Consider the following 17,862-nt stretch of genomic DNA (forward strand, 5'->3'; position numbering starts at 1 on the left):
ATGAAACTGCAACAAAATTTCACTGATAATAATTCTATAAAATATACCTGTATTTTAATCCTTATAGCTTTTGCTTTTAGTGTTTTGTGTAGGTTATACTGGGTGGCTTGGGCAAGTGAGTTTTATGAGTTTTTCTTTAATGATCAACTCATGATTACCACTAACGATGGCTATGCTTTTGCAGAAGGTGCAAGGGATATGATAGCAGGTTTTCATCAACCTAATGACTTGTCTTATTTTGGAAGCTCACTTTCTACTTTGACTTACTGGCTTTATAGTATTTTGCCTTTTAGCTTTGAAAGTATTATTTTATATATGAGTACTTTTTTTGCTTCTTTAATTGTTGTGCCTATTATATTAATCGCAAGAGAGTATAAACTCACTACTTATGGCTTTATAGCAGCCTTACTTGGAAGCATTGCAAATAGTTATTATAACCGCACTATGAGTGGATATTATGATACAGATATGCTAGTGTTAGTTTTACCAATGCTTATTTTACTTACTTTTATACGCTTAACTATTAATAAAGACATTTTCACCCTACTTTTAAGTCCGGTTTTTATCATGATTTATTTGTGGTGGTATCCATCAAGTTATTCTTTAAATTTTGCCATGATAGGACTTTTTGGACTTTATACTTTAGTATTTCATAGAAAAGAAAAGATTTTTTATCTAGCTATTGCTTTGATGATCATAGCTTTAAGTATGCTAGCATGGCAATATAAACTTGCTTTGATTGTATTATTATTTGCTATTTTTGCTTTTAAAGAAGAAAAAATTAATTTTTATATGATTTGGGCTTTGATTTTTATTAGCATTTTGATTTTACATTTAAGCGGTGGCTTAGATCCTGTTTTATATCAACTTAAATTTTATGTTTTTAAAGCTTCAGATGTGCAAAATTTAAAAGATGCTGCCTTTGTGTATTTTAATGTCAATGAAACCATTATGGAAGTAAATACTATCGATCCTGAAGTATTTATGCAAAGGATTAGCTCTAGTGTTTTAGTATTTATCCTTTCTTTTATAGGTTTTATCTTACTTTGTAAAGATCATAAAAGCATGCTTTTAGCTCTACCTATGCTTGCACTAGGTTTTATGGCTTTAAGAGCTGGACTTAGATTTACCATTTATGCAGTTCCTGTGATGGCTTTGGGTTTTGGGTATTTTTTATATACTTTTTTTAATTTTTTAGAAAAAAAACAAATCAAACTTAGTTTAAGAAATAAAAATATCTTACTCATACTCATTGCATTTTTTAGTATAAGCCCTGCTTTGATGCATATTTATTATTATAAATCCTCTACTGTTTTTACTTCTTATGAAGCTAGTATTTTAAATGATTTAAAAAATAAAGCTCAAAGAGAAGATTATGTCGTTGCTTGGTGGGATTATGGTTATCCAATACGCTATTATAGCGATGTAAAAACCTTAATCGATGGTGGAAAACACCTAGGAAAAGATAATTTTTTCTCATCTTTTGTCTTAAGTAAAGAGCAAATTCCAGCAGCTAACATGGCAAGACTTAGCGTAGAATACACTGAAAAATCTTTCAAAGAAAACTATCCTGATGTTTTAAAAGCCATGGTTAAAGATTATAACCAAACAAGTGCTAAAGATTTTTTAGAAAGTTTAAATGATAAAGATTTTAAATTTGATACGAATAAAACTAGAGATGTATATATTTATATGCCTTATAGAATGTTGCGTATCATGCCTGTGGTGGCACAATTTGCAAATACAAATCCTGACAATGGAGAGCAAGAAAAAAGTTTATTTTTCTCTCAAGCTAATGCCATAGCTCAAGATAAAACCACAGGTTCTGTTATGCTTGATAATGGAGTAGAAATTATTAATGATTTTAGAGCCTTAAAAGTAGAAGGTGCAAGCATACCTTTAAAAGCTTTTGTGGATATAGAATCCATCACTAATGGCAAATTTTATTACAATGAAATTGATTCAAAAGCTCAAATTTATTTGCTCTTTTTAAGAGAATACAAAAGCTTTGTGATTTTAGATGAAAGTCTTTATAATAGTGCTTATATACAAATGTTTTTATTAAATCAATATGATCAAGATTTATTTGAGCAAGTCACTAATGATGCAAGAGCAAAAATTTATAGGCTAAAAAGATGAAAATAGGAATTTTAACCCATAGCGCAATGAGTGTGTATTATTTTCGTCTTGCACTCATTAGGGCTTTAGAAAAAAACAATCATGAAGTTATAATCATCACTCCAAAAGATGATTTTGCTATTAAATTACAAGAGCTAGGCTATAAGGTTTGCTTTTATGATTTAGCCAGATCAAGCGTTAATCCTTTAGTCGTTTTTAAAAATCTACTTAGTTTAAAAAATACACTCAAAAGTTTAAATTTAGATCTTTTACAAACAAGCGCCCACAAAAGCAATACAACAGGTATCATAGCAGCTAAAATGGCGGGTATTAAATATACTTTTGGTTTGGTTGAGGGCTTAGGAAGTTTTTATATAGATGATGATTTTAAAAGCAAATTAGTAAGAATGAGCATTAATTTACTTTATAAAATTTCTTTTAAACTTGCTAATGGTTTTATTTTTGTCAATGAAAGCAATGCTTTATTTATGAAAAATTTAGGCTTAAAAGAAGAAAAAATCAAAATCATCAAATCCGTAGGACTAAATTTAAAACAATTTTTACCTTTAAAAATTAACACAGAAGAAAAACAAGCTTTTTTAAAAGAGCATAATATGCCTGATAAACCTATAGTTTTAATGATCTCAAGAGCACTTTGGCATAAAGGTATTAAAGAATTTTATGAGGCAAGCCAAATTTTAAAAGATAAGGCAAATTTTGTTTTGGTAGGCGGAAGAGATGATAATAAATCTTGCGCACCATTAGAATTTTTAAACTCAAGTGATGTTTTTTATCTTGGTGCAAGAAGTGACATTGCACATTTATTAAACCTGTGTGATATTTTTGTTTTACCAAGTTATAAAGAAGGCTATCCAAGAACGGTTTTAGAAGCACAAGCTTGTAAAAAAGCATGTGTGGTAAGTGATGCCGAAGGTTGCATTGAGGCAGTGGATAATGCCATAGATGGTTTAATTTGCAAATGCAAAGATAGTAAAGATTTAGCTGAAAAAATCGCAGTTTTATTAGAAGATGAAAAACTAAAAAATACTTTAGCGCAAAATGCTTTTCTTAGAGCACAAAATTATGATGAAAATATCATAGCTTTGAAATATCTTGACTTTTATAGGGGTTTTGCAAATGTATAAAAATGGTTTAAAACGTGTTTTTGACTTTTTTTTGGCTTTGATTTTATTGATTATTTTTTTACCCTTTATAGTGCTTATTGGCATTGTTTTAAAAATCGTTCAAGGAAGTGTGCTTTTTAAACAAGCAAGACCAGGATTAAATGAAAAAATTTTTTATATTTATAAATTTAAAACTATGAGTGATGAAACCGATGAAAATGGAGAATTACTTCCTGATGAATTACGCCTAAAGCCTTTTGGTAAGCTAGTTAGAAGCTTGAGCTTGGATGAATTACCACAGCTTTTTAATGTATTAAAAGGCGATATGAGCTTCATAGGCCCAAGACCTTTACTTGTAGAATACTTACCCTTATACAATCAAGAGCAAAAAAAACGCCACGATGTAAGACCAGGCATTACAGGTTGGGCTCAGATTAATGGACGCAATGCTATTTCTTGGGAGCAAAAATTTAAATATGATGTAGAATATGTGCAAAATTGCTCTTTTTTATTTGATCTTAAAATCTTTTTTATGACCATTGTTAAAGTTTTAAAAAGAAGTGGGGTTAATAAAGAAGGAGTAGCTACAACGGATAAATTCAATGGACACAACTAAAAGTATTTATATATATGGCTCTAGTGGGCATGGTTTAGTCTGTGCTGATGTAGCTAGAAATTTAGGGTATGAAAAAATCATCTTTTTAGATGACAATAAAGGCTTAAAATATCACTCCAACTTAGAAAAACACGATATGTTTATTGCTATTGGTGCAAACTCTATTAGAGAAAAACTTTTCAAAAAAGCAAAAGAAGATGGATTTAGATTAGTAAATTTGATACACAAAAGTGCTATTATTAGCTCAAGTGCTTTTTTAGATGATGAGGGTATTTTGATCATGCCAAATGTCGTAGTTAATGCTAGAGCTAGCATTGCAAAAGGTGTGATTTTAAATACTGCTTGTGTGATTGAGCATGAGTGTTTTGTAGATGAGTTTAGCCATATTAGCGTTGGAGCTAAGCTAACAGGAAATGTAAAAATAGGAAAGCGTTGTTTTTTGGGAGTTAATTCAAGCGTTATTCCTTGTATGAGTTTAAATGATGATATAACTTTAGGTGCAGGAGCAGTTGTGGTTAAAAACTTAACTTCTAAAGGTATTTATGCTGGAGTTCCTGCTAAGAAAATAAAGGAGGCAAAATGAGATTTTTTCTATCAGCACCACATATGAGTGGAAAAGAATTAGAATACATACACAAAGCTTTTGAAAGTAATTATATAGCACCTTTGGGCGAGTTTGTTAATGCCTTAGAACAAAGTATTAAAGATTATACAAAAAGCTCTAATGCACTTGCTCTAAATGCAGCCACTGCAGCCATTCATCTAGCTTTAAGAGTTTTGGGTATTAAAGAAGGTGATGTAGTTTTAGCTTCAAGTTTTACTTTCATAGCTTCAGTAGCACCCATTTCTTACATGAATGCTACGCCTGTGTTTATTGATTGTGATGAAACTTATAATTTAGATGTCAATTTATTAAAAAAAGCTATCAAAGAAAGTCCTAAAAAGCCAAAAGCTCTCATTTTAACACACCTTTATGGTAATGCTTCTAAAATGGATGAGATTGTCCAAATTTGTAAAGAAAATGAGATTTTTTTAATCGAAGATGCCGCTGAAGCTTTGGGAAGTTTTTACAAAAATAAAGCTTTAGGTACTTTTGGGGATTTTGGAGTATATTCTTTTAATGGTAATAAAATCATCACAACAGGTGGTGGTGGTATGCTTGTAAGTGAAAATCATACCAATCTTGAAAAAGCAAGATTTTATAGCACTCAAGCTAGAGAAAATTGCCTTCATTATGAGCATAAAGAATACGGCTATAATTATAGAATGAGCAATATCTTAGGTGCAATCGGCACTGCTCAAATGGAAGTTTTAGAAGAAAGAGTGAATAAAAAGCGTGAAATTTATAGCTGGTATAAAGAATTTTTAAGTGGCACCTTTACTTTTTTAGATGAGCTTGAAAATACCAAGTCAAATCGCTGGCTAAGTACTGCTTTACTTGATTTTGATTTAAATAAACTTAATACTTATGAAAAACATTGTATATGTGAAAATAAGAATGTTCAAATTCAAGATAAAATTTTAAAAATCATACAAGTTTTAAAAGATAACAAAATCGAAAGTCGCCCGCTTTGGAAACCAATGCATTTACAAGAACTTTACAAAGGCTGCGATGCTTACTTAAATGGTAATAGTGAATTTTTCTTTAGCAATGGAATTTGTCTTCCAAGCGCAACTACTATGAGTAAAGCTGATGTAGAGGAAGTTTCTACTTTAATCTTAAACACCTTAAAGGACTAAGATGGATTATAAAAGCAAACGCTTAGGATTTTTCCTAGGCGCTGATATTTTACTTTTTGTTATAAGTATTTATTTGTCTTTTTCTTTACGCTTTAGCGCAGACATCCCAAGTGAATTTTATGAAGGTATGTTTAAAAGTGCTGTGATTTTGATTTTACTTAAAATCATTTTTCTAGCTTTTTTTAAAATTTATCAAGTTGCTTGGAGATTTTTTTCACTTAATGAGGCACGTAAATTAGTTATCGCTTTAGCTTTAGCTGAGCTTGTATTTTTAGCAATTTATTATTTTTATGATAATTTTTTTAACCCTTTTCCAAGAAGCGTTATAGGGATAGATTTTGTTTTATCTTGTATGCTAATTGGAAGTTTGCGTATAAGCAAAAGAATGATTGTTGATTTTAGAAAGCCAAAATACAACGAAGAACATCCTTGTATAGTAGTTGGTGCCACTTCAAAGGCTTTACATTTATTAAAAGGAGCTAAAGAAGGAAGCTTAGGACTTTTCCCTGTTGCTGTGGTAGATGAACGTAAAAATTTAATAGGTACTTATTGTGATAAATTTATAGTTGAAGAAAAAGAAGCTATTAGAAAATATACCGCTGAAGGAATTCATACTGCTATCATTGCTTTAAAACTTGAACAAGAAGAACTCAAAAAGCTTTTTGATGAGCTTATTGCTTATGGGATTAATGATATAAAACTTTTTTCTTTTACGCAAAATGAAGCAAGAGATATAAGCATTGAAGATTTATTAGCACGTAAGCCAAAAGATTTAGACAATGCTTGCGTGATTGATTTTATCAAAGATAAGGTAGTTTTAGTTAGTGGGGCTGGTGGAACTATAGGAAGCGAGCTTTGCAAACAATGCATTAAATTTGGTGCAAAACACTTAATCATGCTTGATCATAGTGAGTATAATTTATATAAAATCAATGAAGAATTAAGCTTACATAAAGAAAAAATCGAACCTATTATGATGAGTATATTAGACAAAGAAGCTTTAGAAAAACTTTTACAAGAAAAAAACATAGATTTGATTTTACATGCAGCAGCTTATAAGCATGTACCTTTGTGTGAGCAAAATCCACATTCAGCTATTTTAAATAACATCATTGGCACTAAAAATTTAATCGATCTTGCAAAAGCTTACAAGGTTGCTAAATTTGTTATGATAAGTACTGATAAAGCTGTAAGACCGACTAATATCATGGGTTGTACAAAAAGAATTTGTGAGCTTTATGCGCTAAGTTCAAGTTGTGAAAATTTTGAAGTAGCTTGTGTACGTTTTGGTAATGTTTTAGGTTCAAGTGGAAGCGTTATACCTAAATTTAAAGCTCAAATTGCAGCTAATGAGCCACTTACTCTTACTCATCCTGATATAGTGCGTTATTTTATGCTAGTAGATGAGGCTGTGCAACTTGTTTTACAAGCTGCGGCTATTGCAAAAGGCGGAGAATTATTTGTACTTGATATGGGTGAGCCTGTTAAAATCATGGATTTAGCTAAAAAAATGCTTTTGCTTTCTAATAAAAAATTAGAAATTAAAATCACCGGACTTAGAAAAGGTGAAAAACTTTATGAAGAACTTTTAATCCATGAAGATGATTTAAAAACTCAATATGAAAGTATTTTTGTTACCACTAGCGAAATTAAAGATTTGAAAATTTTAAATCAAGAAATAGAAAAATTACTCCAAAGCACAGATCCTGCAAAAGTTTTAAAGGAAATTGTGCCTGAGTTTAACCATAACAAAAATGGAGAGTAATTAAATTCTAATTTTATTTTAAAATGGTATAATATATACTTTTAATTGATTAATAAAAATAAAAACGATACAATTGCGTTTATGTAATTACATCGAAATAAAGGAAAAAAAGTGAAGTTATTAGTAGTTGATGATAGTTCTACCATGAGAAGAATAATCAAAAACACTCTTGTAAGATTAGGTCATAAAGATGTTTTAGAAGCTGAACATGGGGTTGAAGCTTGGGATTTACTTTCACAAAATGATGATATTAAAATTTTAATTACCGACTGGAATATGCCTGAAATGAATGGCTTAGAATTAGTAAAAAAAGTAAGAGCGGAAGAAAAATATGCTGATATGCCTATTATCATGGTAACTACAGAAGGTGGTAAGGCAGAAGTTATTACAGCTTTAAAAGCAGGTGTAAATAACTATATCGTAAAACCTTTTACACCTCAAGTATTAAAAGAAAAACTTGAAGATGTTTTAGGAACAAACGAAGGCTAATTATAAGTTTTTATGCAAACACATTATTACGAACTTTTTTTTCAAACAGACAAGGAATATTTAGATTTATTCCTTGATCTTATTTTTTCTCTAGATATAGACGCCATAGAAGAAAAAAACGATGGTATTTATATACGATCAGAAGAAGACATAGAACTCATTCAAATAGCCTTGCAAAATTTTCATCAAAAATTATGTGAAAAATTTAACACTAAGATTTATTTTCACTCTACTTTAGAAAAAAAAGAAAATAAAAACTGGATAGAAGAGTATAAAAAAGGCATACAAGCTTTAACTATTGACAATATTCACATTCATACCACTTGGCAAAAACCTATGCAAGATAAGATCAATATCATTATAGATCCTGCCTTAGCTTTTGGTTCAGGACACCATGAAAGCACTTATACTTGTATAGAATTTTTACAAAAATACACAGATGATTCCAAATTTTGTTTAGATGTAGGCTGTGGAAGTGGGATTTTAAGCATCATCATGACAAAGCTTGGAGCTAAAGTGCAAGCTTGCGATACAGATGAGTTAGCCATAGTTGCAAGCAAGGAAAATGCAAAATTAAATCAAGTTAGCTTTGATGATATTTGGGTAGGTTCTATTAATAAAAGCTTACATAAATATGATATAGTTGTGGCAAATATCATTGCTGATATTTTAATCATACTAGAAAAAGATCTTAAAGAGAAAACCAAAGAAGGTGGAATTTTAATCTTATCTGGTATTTTAAACAAATACGAAGAAAGAATTAAAGATAAATTCAAAGATTTGACTTTGTTAGAATGCAAACACAAAGGAGAGTGGTTGAGTTTAGCTTACAAACAAGGAAACAAATAATGAATAAAAAACCAAACGAACCAAAAGATAATCCAAATAATAGCTTTTTTAATAAAAATCCTATTTTTATTTTCGCTATTTTTGCCATTGTGATGATTCTTTTATTTAAAGGATTTTCAGATGATGGTAGCATGGGTATTATGGGCGGAGAAAATACCAAAAAAGTTACTTATTCTGAATTAAAAACTTTAATCGAAAACAATCAAATTGCCCAAGTTAACATAGGTCAAACTACTATAAAAGCTGTATCTAAAACAGGAAATATGGTATATATTACTAAAAAAGTTCCAAATGATGCTACTTTTGTACCTTTGCTTGATTCAAAAGGCGTTTCTTATGGAGCTTTTAATGAAAGTAATTGGTTTATAGATATCTTGCTTTCTTGGGTTTTACCGGTATTTATTTTCTTTGGTATATGGATGTTTTTAGCTTCTCGTATGCAAAAAAACATGGGCGGATCCATACTTGGTATAGGAAGCTCTAAAAAACTTGTAAATTCAGAAAAACCAAAAGTTAAATTCAATGATGTTGCAGGTGTTGAAGAAGCAAAAGAAGAAGTTAAAGAAATAGTTGATTTTTTAAAATATCCCGAAAGATATATCAATCTTGGAGCAAAAATTCCAAAAGGACTTTTGCTTGTAGGTCCTCCAGGTACGGGTAAAACTTTACTTGCAAAAGCAGTGGCAGGCGAAGCTGATGTACCATTTTTTAGCGTATCAGGTTCATCTTTCATAGAAATGTTTGTGGGTGTTGGAGCTAGTAGGGTTAGAGATTTATTTGAAAATGCTAAAAAAGAAGCTCCAGCTATTGTATTTATAGATGAAATTGATGCTATAGGTAAATCACGTGCCGCAAGTGGCATGATGGGTGGAAACGATGAAAGAGAGCAAACCTTAAATCAACTTCTAGCAGAAATGGACGGCTTTGGCACTGAAAGCTCACCAGTAATCGTACTAGCAGCGACAAACCGTCCTGAAGTCTTAGATGCGGCATTGCTTAGACCGGGACGTTTTGATAGACAAGTTTTAGTAGATAAGCCTGATTTTAAAGGTAGATGTGATATTTTAAAAGTTCATATGAAAGATGTTAAAATTTCACCTGAAGTAAAGGTAGAAGATATCGCAAGATTAACAGCAGGACTTGCGGGTGCTGATTTAGCAAATATCATTAACGAAGCAGCTTTACTTGCAGGTAGGGATTCTAAAAAACATGTAGAACAAAAAGACTTGGTTGAAGCAGTAGAAAGAGCTATAGCGGGACTTGAGAAAAAATCACGTAGAATTAACGATAAAGAGAAAAAAATCGTAACTTATCATGAATGCGGCCATGCTTTAATCGCTGAAACCACAAAAGGTGCCAAAAAAGTAAGTAAAGTTTCTGTTATACCGCGTGGTTTGGCAGCTTTAGGATATACACTCAATACCCCTGAAGAAAATAAATTTTTAATGCAAAAACATGAGCTTTTAGCTGAAGTTGATGTGCTTTTAGGTGGGCGTGCAGCTGAAGAAATTTTCATTAAAGAAATTTCAACTGGTGCAAGCAATGACCTTGAGCGTGCAACTGATATCATAAAAGCTATGATTTCTATGTATGGTATGAGTGAAATCGCGGGTTTAATGGTGCTTGAAAAACAAAGAAATACTTTCTTAAGTGGCGGACAAACCATCAAAGATTATTCTGATAAAATGGCTCAAGATTTAGATGAGTATGTAAAGAAAACCTTAGATGAACGCTATGCGGGTGTAAAAGAAATTTTAAAAACTTATAGTGGTGCTATAGAAGTAATGGTGCAAGCACTCTATGAAGAAGAAACTATTGATGGTGCTAAAGTAAGAGAGATTATTAAAAACTATGAAGAAGAAAATAATCTTCCAACGCGCTTAGAAGAAAAAGAGCAAGAAGCTACTAAGGATAACTAATGAAAACAAATTTTATTGCAAAGGCTGGCTGGAATTTACTCATAGTTCTAGCTATAGTTTTTGCAATAGCTCAATTTATATGGGGATTTTCTTGGCTTTTATGGTGTATTTTTATACTTTTTGCTTGTCTTTTTAGAACTAGTAAAGTTGATTATATAGCAGATCCAAATACTATCATAGCACCCATAGAAGGAAAAATAAAAAGCATTAAAACAAGCTCATATAAAGAGCTTGGCGAATGTATAGAAGTACAAATTATAAATAATATCGTTCATCAAGGCAATATCATAGCTCCACTTGATATGGATATAGAAGAAACTAGACTAAGACACGGACTTTTTTTATGTCCATTTATGAAAAATACAAATTTAATGGGCGAAAGAATGCTATTTTTAGCACGCTCTAAAGGCAAACAATGGGCATTACGCATCATTTTTGGTGCTTTAAATAGAAAAGCTCATATTGATGATTTTGGCCATCATTTAAACCATGGACAAAATATAGGTTTTATGTTTGATGGTAGCGTGAGTTTATTGCTTCCAAAAGATACTAGAATTTGTGTAAATGAAAATGACAAAGTACGCATTGGTGCATTGATAGGGTATTTAAATCCATGAATTTTAAACTAATTTATATTTTGCCTAATCTTTTTACAGCTGCTTCTATATTTTTAGGCATTATTTCAGTGATTGCTTCTATTAATCAAAATTTTGATAAAGCATTAATTTATATCATTTTATCATTAATTTGCGATGGCTTAGATGGACGCGTTGCAAGAGCTACAAATTCAACTTCTAAATTTGGAGTTGAATTTGATTCATTAGCAGATTTAATAGCCTTTGGTGTTGCACCTGCTATACTTTTTTATATGAGCATAGGTTATGAATATGGTCGTTTTGGCTCCTTAATAGCAGGTTTGTTTGTAGTTTTTGGTGCCATACGCTTAGCAAGATTTAATGTCACCACAGGCACTTATGAGCCTTCAGTTTTTATAGGACTTCCCATACCAACAGCTGCAGTTGTAAGTTCTTTATGGGTTAGTGCTTATTTATATTATGATTTTTTACATGATTTTTCTTTAATGATAGTATGCATTCAAATACTTTTAGCTTTTTTAATGGTAAGTAATATAAGATACCCTAGTTTTAAAAAAATCGATTTAAAACGTGCAAATGTTTTAAAAGTGTTAATCCTTTTGGTAGTCTTATTTTCTATGCTTTATTTGTATTTTTTAGAAAGTGCATTAATCGTTGCAAGCTTATATGTGTTTTATGGAATCGCACGCAGTTTTTTTACCTTAGCACGTAAATTTAAAAAAGATTAAATTTTATTTTCACTTCATTTTTTAATAATATACTTTTTATTATTTTAAAAAAGGAGTTAAAAAATGAATAAGAACAAATTATTCAGACAAATTCACATTTACATTAGCTTATTTTTCTTGCCACTAGCATTTTTATACGCTGTTACTGGTTTTGCCTATATAGCTGGTTTTGATGGAGAAAGTGGAGCTAAAATTCAAAGTCAAAAAGTTCAAGCCATTATCCAAGAAGGTGCTGAAGCTGAATTTTTAATTGATTTTTTAAAGAAAAATAACTTAAAACTTCCTTCATCTTTAGAACCAAAACTTAATAAAAAAGGTGATGGTATAGAGCTTGGTGCCATAAACTATACTGCAAGTATTGTTAAAGTAGATGAAAATAACTATGAAATTATTACAAAAGAAAGAAGCTTACTTGGTAATATGATTTTACTTCATAAAGACAAAGGTATGTGGTACTTTTCTGTGCTTGGATTGGCTTTTGCACTTGCTATGATAATCCTTTATATTTCAGGACTTTTAATCACTATCATAGCTATACGCAAAGACAGAGGTAAACAAATAGCGGTTTTAGGTGCTGGTTTTGTTATAACTTTAATCATAGCTTATCTTAGTGTATAAATTTAAGGTATATCTTATAAACAATAAGATATACTTTCCCTTTTAATACGGACAGATGGGTGAGTGGCTGAAACCACACCCCTGCTAAGGGTGCAGATCTTAACGGGTCTCGAGGGTTCAAATCCCTCTCTGTCCGCCACCTTATAAAATTCATTTCCTTTCATCTATTTTAATAATTTTTACTGTTATAATTATAATAAATTTAAAGGCAAGCTCAAATACTATGCAAATTTACGCTTCTATTGATTTGAAATCTTTTTATGCTTCAGCTGAATGTGTTTTAAGAAATCTAGATCCTTTAACAACTAATCTCATTGTAGCAGATGAATCAAGAACAGATAAAACCATCATACTAGCAGTTTCACCTGCGCTGAAAACTTACAATATACCCAGCAGACTAAGGCTTTTTGAGTTTAAACAAAAAATCTATTCAATCAATCAAGAAAGATTAAAACAAGCTCAAAAATACCGCTTTAAAGCTAAAAGTTTTGATACATTAGAACTTGAAAATGATTTAAATTTAGAACTAGATTACATCATCGCTAAACCTAGAATGGCTACTTATATAGAATTTAGCACAAAAATATACAGCATTTATTTGAAGTATTTTGATGCAAAAGATATCCATATATACTCTATTGATGAAGTTTTTATCGATCTTAGTTCTTATCTTGAAAAATACAAACTTTCAGCTTATGAGCTACTTACTAAGGTTTTACTTGATATTTTACATACAAGTAAAATCACTGCAACAGCAGGCATAGGTACAAATTTATACTTAGCTAAAATTGCCATGGATATACTTGCTAAAAGACAACAAGTAGATGAAAATGGCTTACTTATAGCCTTTTTAGATGAAAAATTATATAGATATAAATTATGGCAGCACAAACCTTTAAAAGATTTTTGGCGTATAGGTAAAGGCATTGCCTTAAAACTTGCGAATTTAAACATTCATACTATGGGAGATCTTGCAAGATTTTCTTTAAAACACGAAGCTTTGCTTTATAAACACTTTGGTGTTAATGCTGAATTATTAATCGATCATGCATGGGGTATTGAAACTTGCACGATGAAAGATATTAAAAACTACAAATCGCAAAATCACTCTAAAGTCATGGCTAAGGTTTTACCTTTTGCATATGATAACACTCAAGCAATGAAAGTTTTAAAAGAACTTGTCGATCATTTAGTGCTTGAACTTATACAAAATAACCTTAAAACAAACCATATCACACTAGATATACAATACGATAAAAGCAATTTAGAAAATTCAAATTTTTTGAGTTCTTACAAAGGAGCTATTACTAAGGATAATTACGGAAGAACTATACCTAAAAATGCTCATGGAAGTATAAATTTAGAAAATTTCACCCATTCTTTAAAAATCATCAATAAAAAAACCTTAGAACTTTTTTGTAAAATCAGCGATAAAAACTTAAGCATTAGAAAAATCAGCCTAAGTTTAAATAATATCACAGATAAAGCTCAAGAAAATTTCCAAGAATTAAATTTATTTAGTGATTTTAATGCAATTTTGCAAGAAAAAAATCAACTTGAAAAAGAAGAAAAGCTCCAAAAAGCAAGACTTCAAATCATACAAAAATTTGGTAAAAAGGCTATTTTAAAAGCTTCAAGCTTAGATAATGAAACCAAAGAAATTACTTCTTTAATAGGAGGTCATAATGCATGATGATTATAAAGATATAATAGATAAAAAATATCAAAAATCAAAACAATTCCCGCCAATGCCAAGAGAAAAAAGAGCGGCACAATTTGCTCCATTTTCAGTGCTAAATGGCTTTAGTAAAGCTATTTTAAAAACGCAAAAAGATATGGAAAAAGCATTAGAAAATAGCAAATATCAAGAAGAAAGCTAAGTTCTTCTTGATAAAATTTTATTTTACATTAGAGTATTTTTCAAACTCTCCACTTTCATCAATTTCATTACCATAAAGTTTATGTAATTCATAGTAGTATTTTACAAATTCCTTACACTCTTCATCAAGTGGTAAAAACACCTCATCTTCTAAAACACAAAACTCATCTAAATAATTTTTAGCATCTTCTTTTAACATATAATGTCTTGCTAACTTATAGTAATTTTGCATAAACACAGCTTTAAAGGCTTCATAAGCTTCCTCATCAAATTTAATGTTTAATTTCTCATTTGCAAAAGATAACACCCCTGATTTAAACAACAATGATAAATGAATCAAACCTTCTGTATAATAAGGCTTAACCTCCTCTACTCTTTGCCAAGCAATCAATCCTATAGCCCTTTTAATAAGCTCATAAAACACAGGAAGCTTTAAGTCATCTTCTTCATGTAAAAAGAAATTCACAAGCCCACCCGCAGTAGCTTTAAACTCTTCTATATTTTTAAACACACCACTTTCATTCATTTTCTTTTCGCTATCATTTGCCACAAAGAAAATATGCCCAAACTCATGACCTATAGTGGAAACTTCATAAATTCTTTTCCATAATTTTTCATTATAAAATAAAATTTCTCTCCCATAATCTAAAAATTCTTTTTCAAATACCATAGAAGAAAGCTTCATAAAAGGCTTGGTTTTAGCATTTTCATAAACATAATTTAAAAAAGCAAAGATCTTTTTGCCTGCTATATTACTTACATACTCATCATTTGGTACTACTTGAGCAGAAAAAAGTCCCTTAAGCTCTGCTCCATAAAAAATCATAGGCATACAAATATAAAGCTGAGTTTTTTCAAGATTAAAATTCACTTCATCAAACAAAGCTTCATCTTCTTCATCTAAATTCGCATACACCATTGCAAAGCTTTCTTTGATTTTATCTTTAAACTCACTCGCATTAAAATCACTCACATCTTCTAAGCGTATATCCCACTCAAGTGCTACTGCATGCGTATAAGAGTCTTCATAGTACTCTAAAGGATGGCCAATTTGTAATGGGCATTTTACTTCCATCCACGCAAGCTCTGCTTCTTGCCATTTTTTAACCACTTCATTATTATCTTTTTCACAAAAAGCAAATTTTAATTTTTCTATATATTCAATATAAGCATTTTTTTCATCATCTAACGCACAATTTCTTAGTTTTTCTAAAAGTTTATCAAACTCATATTCAAGCTTTAAAACTTCATTTTCAAAAGCTTTTGCATAAGGTAAAAATCTCCAAAGTGTTCCTATTTTAACTAAAGCCCCATAACTTCTTTCACAAATTTCGCCATCTTGATTAAGCTGATAAAGCTCATTTTGTTTTAAAAACTCCAAAGCATCGCTTAAATTTGGAAATTGTTCTTTTAAAATTTTATTATTTGTATCTAAAATTTGCTTACTCCAAACAAGCTCAAAAGAATTCATAACTACACCTATATTATGCACACCTTGAACTAAAGCCAAATAAAACTCATCAAGTAAATTTTTACTCTTAATCTCATCGATTAAATCTTGGTGTTCTACTTCATAAAAGGCTCTTACTAAAGAAAAAACTTTATATTTTATTTGAGAAATTTCTTCTTCATTTAAACCTTTTTTCTCAAGCTCTTGGACTAAATTTTCCTCTTTTAAATCTACCAAACGACGCAACATTGCCAAAACATTGCTTTTTTCATTTTCAAGATTAGCTAGTTCTAAAGCTCTATCTATCAAAGGATGGTTTTGATTAGTTTGAAGTATATTATAAAGACTATTGATATTTTGTTTCCTATTTTTCACAATTTTTGCTATTTGCTTAAAATCATTCATTTTTTACCTTTCTTTATTTTTAAAACTTAATTATAATGTTTTTTTTAAAACACAAGGAGAATGTATGAAAGATATGGGAGAACCTAAGCTAAGAGTTATAGCTATGCCAAGCAATACAAACCCTGCTGGTAATATCTTTGGTGGTTGGATCATGTCACAAATTGATCTAGCTGGAGCCATTGCCGCAAGAGAACTTTCCCCACAAAGAGTTGTCACAGTTGCGGTAGATAAAATCATTTTTAAAGAGCCAATTTTCGTAGGTGATTTAGTATCTTGCTATGCAAAAATCATCAAAGCAGGCAATACATCCATCACCGTAGAAGTAGAAGTAGTTACTCAAAGAGCTAATGAATATGGCCGTGTATACTGTATGCATGTAACCTCAGCTGTGGTAACTTATGTAAGCGTAGATAAAGATGGAAATAAATTTCCTATTGACGCGGATTTAAAAAGATTGCACGGCTTTTAATATGTTTTATTGTATTTTTAAAAAACTTTTTATATCATCACAAAAAACTTTCTAAGGCTTATATATGCGTGGATATAAAATATTTTCTGGTTCAGCAAATGAGGAATTTGCTAAAAAAATCTCAAAATACCTTTCACTACCTCTAAGCAATGCAGGTGTGAAGCGTTTTAGCGATGGTGAAATTAGCATTCAAATAGATGAAAGCGTGCGTGGTAAAGATGTATTTATCATACAAAGCACTTGTGCTCCAACAAATGATAATCTAATGGAACTTTTAATCATGACAGATGCATTGCGTCGCTCAAGTGCAAGCTCTATCACAGCTATCATCCCTTATTTTGGCTATGCTAGACAAGATAGAAAAGCAAGTCCTAGGGTGCCTATTACTGCAAAATTAGTAGCAAATCTTATAGAATCAGCAGGAGTAGATAGAGTAGCTACTATAGACTTACACGCTGGACAAATTCAAGGCTTTTTTGATATACCGGTGGATAATCTTTATGGAAGTATTATTTTTAATGATTATATTAAAAATAAAAACTATAAAAATCCTATCATCGCAAGTCCTGACATAGGTGGTATAGCAAGAGCTAGGAGCGTAGCAAAAGCTTTAGGGCTTGATATAGTTATAGTAGATAAAAGACGCGAAAAAGCTAATGAAAGCGAAGTAATGAATGTCATCGGTGATGTAAAAGATAAAGAAGTAATTTTGGTAGATGATATTATCGATACAGCAGGAACCATAGTAAAAGCTGCTGAAGTATTTAAAAGCAAAGGTGCAAAGTCAGTTATAGCTTGCTGCACTCACCCTGTGCTTAGTGGTGTGGCTTATGAAAGAATAGCTAAAGATGCATTAGATGAGCTAGTAGTAACTGACACCATACCTTTAAAACAACAAATGGATAAAATCAAAGTCCTAAGCGTAGCACCTATTTTTGGTGAGGTAATACGCAGAGTTTATCATAATGAAAGCGTGAATTCTTTATTTGTATAAATTCTTTACAAGGATAGCCTTGCAAAGAATTTATACTGTAAGACTTTCTATTGAATCTTATAGTATAAGGATGTTTAATGGAAATTAGAACAACCGGATATCA

Annotated in this window: 17 protein-coding genes and 1 tRNA gene; 17 read left to right on the top strand and 1 reads right to left on the bottom strand. The window is 30.7% G+C overall.

What is annotated here, in order from left to right; all coding sequences use genetic code 11:
* The 15 genes from pglB to CD56_RS06545 all read left to right on the top strand — a co-directional run bounded on the left by pglB (nt 1) and on the right by CD56_RS06545 (nt 14,442).
* Nucleotides 1–2,139 (top strand): undecaprenyl-diphosphooligosaccharide--protein glycotransferase, encoded by a 2,139-nt coding sequence (gene pglB / locus CD56_RS06475; protein ID WP_047208555.1) that lies wholly within the window; start codon nt 1–3, stop codon nt 2,137–2,139.
* On the top strand, nt 2,136–3,263 hold the full coding sequence (pglA, locus tag CD56_RS06480; RefSeq protein ID WP_047208556.1) for a N,N'-diacetylbacillosaminyl-diphospho-undecaprenol alpha-1,3-N-acetylgalactosaminyltransferase: 1,128 nt from the start codon (nt 2,136–2,138) through the stop codon (nt 3,261–3,263). The genes pglB and pglA overlap by 4 nt, the downstream gene beginning before the upstream one ends.
* Nucleotides 3,256–3,858, top strand: coding sequence for an undecaprenyl phosphate N,N'-diacetylbacillosamine 1-phosphate transferase (pglC, locus tag CD56_RS06485; RefSeq protein ID WP_047208557.1), 603 nt, complete (start codon nt 3,256–3,258; stop codon nt 3,856–3,858). The genes pglA and pglC overlap by 8 nt, the downstream gene beginning before the upstream one ends.
* Entirely contained in the window at nt 3,845–4,441 is a 597-nt protein-coding gene (pglD, locus tag CD56_RS06490) for a UDP-N-acetylbacillosamine N-acetyltransferase (RefSeq protein WP_047208558.1), read from the top strand. The genes pglC and pglD overlap by 14 nt, the downstream gene beginning before the upstream one ends.
* Nucleotides 4,438–5,598, top strand: coding sequence for a UDP-N-acetylbacillosamine transaminase (pglE, locus tag CD56_RS06495; RefSeq protein WP_047208559.1), 1,161 nt, complete (start codon nt 4,438–4,440; stop codon nt 5,596–5,598). The genes pglD and pglE overlap by 4 nt, the downstream gene beginning before the upstream one ends.
* Nucleotide 5,599: 1 nt before the next feature.
* Nucleotides 5,600–7,363, top strand: coding sequence for a UDP-N-acetylglucosamine 4,6-dehydratase (configuration-retaining) (gene pglF / locus CD56_RS06500; protein ID WP_047208560.1), 1,764 nt, complete (start codon nt 5,600–5,602; stop codon nt 7,361–7,363).
* A gap of 111 nt (nt 7,364–7,474) precedes the next feature.
* On the top strand, nt 7,475–7,852 hold the full coding sequence (locus tag CD56_RS06505) for a chemotaxis response regulator CheY (protein WP_039619063.1): 378 nt from the start codon (nt 7,475–7,477) through the stop codon (nt 7,850–7,852).
* 12 nt (nt 7,853–7,864) lie between these two features.
* Entirely contained in the window at nt 7,865–8,701 is an 837-nt protein-coding gene (locus CD56_RS06510) for a 50S ribosomal protein L11 methyltransferase (protein ID WP_047208561.1), read from the top strand.
* Entirely contained in the window at nt 8,701–10,620 is a 1,920-nt protein-coding gene (gene ftsH / locus CD56_RS06515) for an ATP-dependent zinc metalloprotease FtsH (protein WP_047208562.1), read from the top strand. The genes CD56_RS06510 and ftsH overlap by 1 nt, the downstream gene beginning before the upstream one ends.
* Complete coding sequence (locus CD56_RS06520; protein ID WP_047208563.1) at nt 10,620–11,237, top strand: phosphatidylserine decarboxylase; 618 nt, start codon at nt 10,620–10,622, stop codon at nt 11,235–11,237. The genes ftsH and CD56_RS06520 overlap by 1 nt, the downstream gene beginning before the upstream one ends.
* Nucleotides 11,234–11,944, top strand: a complete 711-nt coding sequence (gene pssA, locus CD56_RS06525) for a CDP-diacylglycerol--serine O-phosphatidyltransferase (protein WP_047208564.1) — start codon at nt 11,234–11,236, stop codon at nt 11,942–11,944. The genes CD56_RS06520 and pssA overlap by 4 nt, the downstream gene beginning before the upstream one ends.
* Nucleotides 11,945–12,007: 63 nt before the next feature.
* On the top strand, nt 12,008–12,562 hold the full coding sequence (locus tag CD56_RS06530; RefSeq protein WP_039619073.1) for a membrane protein: 555 nt from the start codon (nt 12,008–12,010) through the stop codon (nt 12,560–12,562).
* 49 nt (nt 12,563–12,611) lie between these two features.
* Nucleotides 12,612–12,701: transfer RNA gene (locus CD56_RS06535), tRNA-Ser, on the top strand.
* 84 nt (nt 12,702–12,785) lie between these two features.
* Nucleotides 12,786–14,255: a Y-family DNA polymerase gene (locus CD56_RS06540; protein ID WP_047208565.1), complete on the top strand. Its 1,470-nt coding sequence runs from the start codon at nt 12,786–12,788 to the stop codon at nt 14,253–14,255.
* A complete protein-coding gene (locus CD56_RS06545) occupies nt 14,248–14,442 on the top strand; it encodes a hypothetical protein (RefSeq protein ID WP_047208566.1) in 195 nt (64 codons plus the stop codon). Before CD56_RS06540 ends, CD56_RS06545 begins: the two co-directional genes overlap by 8 nt.
* A gap of 18 nt (nt 14,443–14,460) precedes the next feature.
* On the opposite strand, the gene ciaB is transcribed toward CD56_RS06545, so the two are convergent.
* Entirely contained in the window at nt 14,461–16,296 is a 1,836-nt protein-coding gene (gene ciaB / locus CD56_RS06550) for an invasion protein CiaB (RefSeq protein WP_047208567.1), read from the bottom strand.
* 64 nt (nt 16,297–16,360) lie between these two features.
* On the opposite strand from ciaB, the gene CD56_RS06555 reads away from it, so the two are divergent.
* Nucleotides 16,361–16,765, top strand: coding sequence for an acyl-CoA thioesterase (locus tag CD56_RS06555; RefSeq protein WP_039619080.1), 405 nt, complete (start codon nt 16,361–16,363; stop codon nt 16,763–16,765).
* 64 nt (nt 16,766–16,829) lie between these two features.
* Nucleotides 16,830–17,759, top strand: a complete 930-nt coding sequence (locus tag CD56_RS06560) for a ribose-phosphate pyrophosphokinase (RefSeq protein ID WP_039619082.1) — start codon at nt 16,830–16,832, stop codon at nt 17,757–17,759.
* Nucleotides 17,760–17,862: the final 103 nt, after the last annotated feature.

Origin of the sequence: Campylobacter lari, assembly GCF_001017575.1 — a bacterium.
In the GTDB taxonomy this organism is placed as follows: Bacteria; Campylobacterota; Campylobacteria; order Campylobacterales; family Campylobacteraceae; genus Campylobacter_D; species Campylobacter_D lari_C.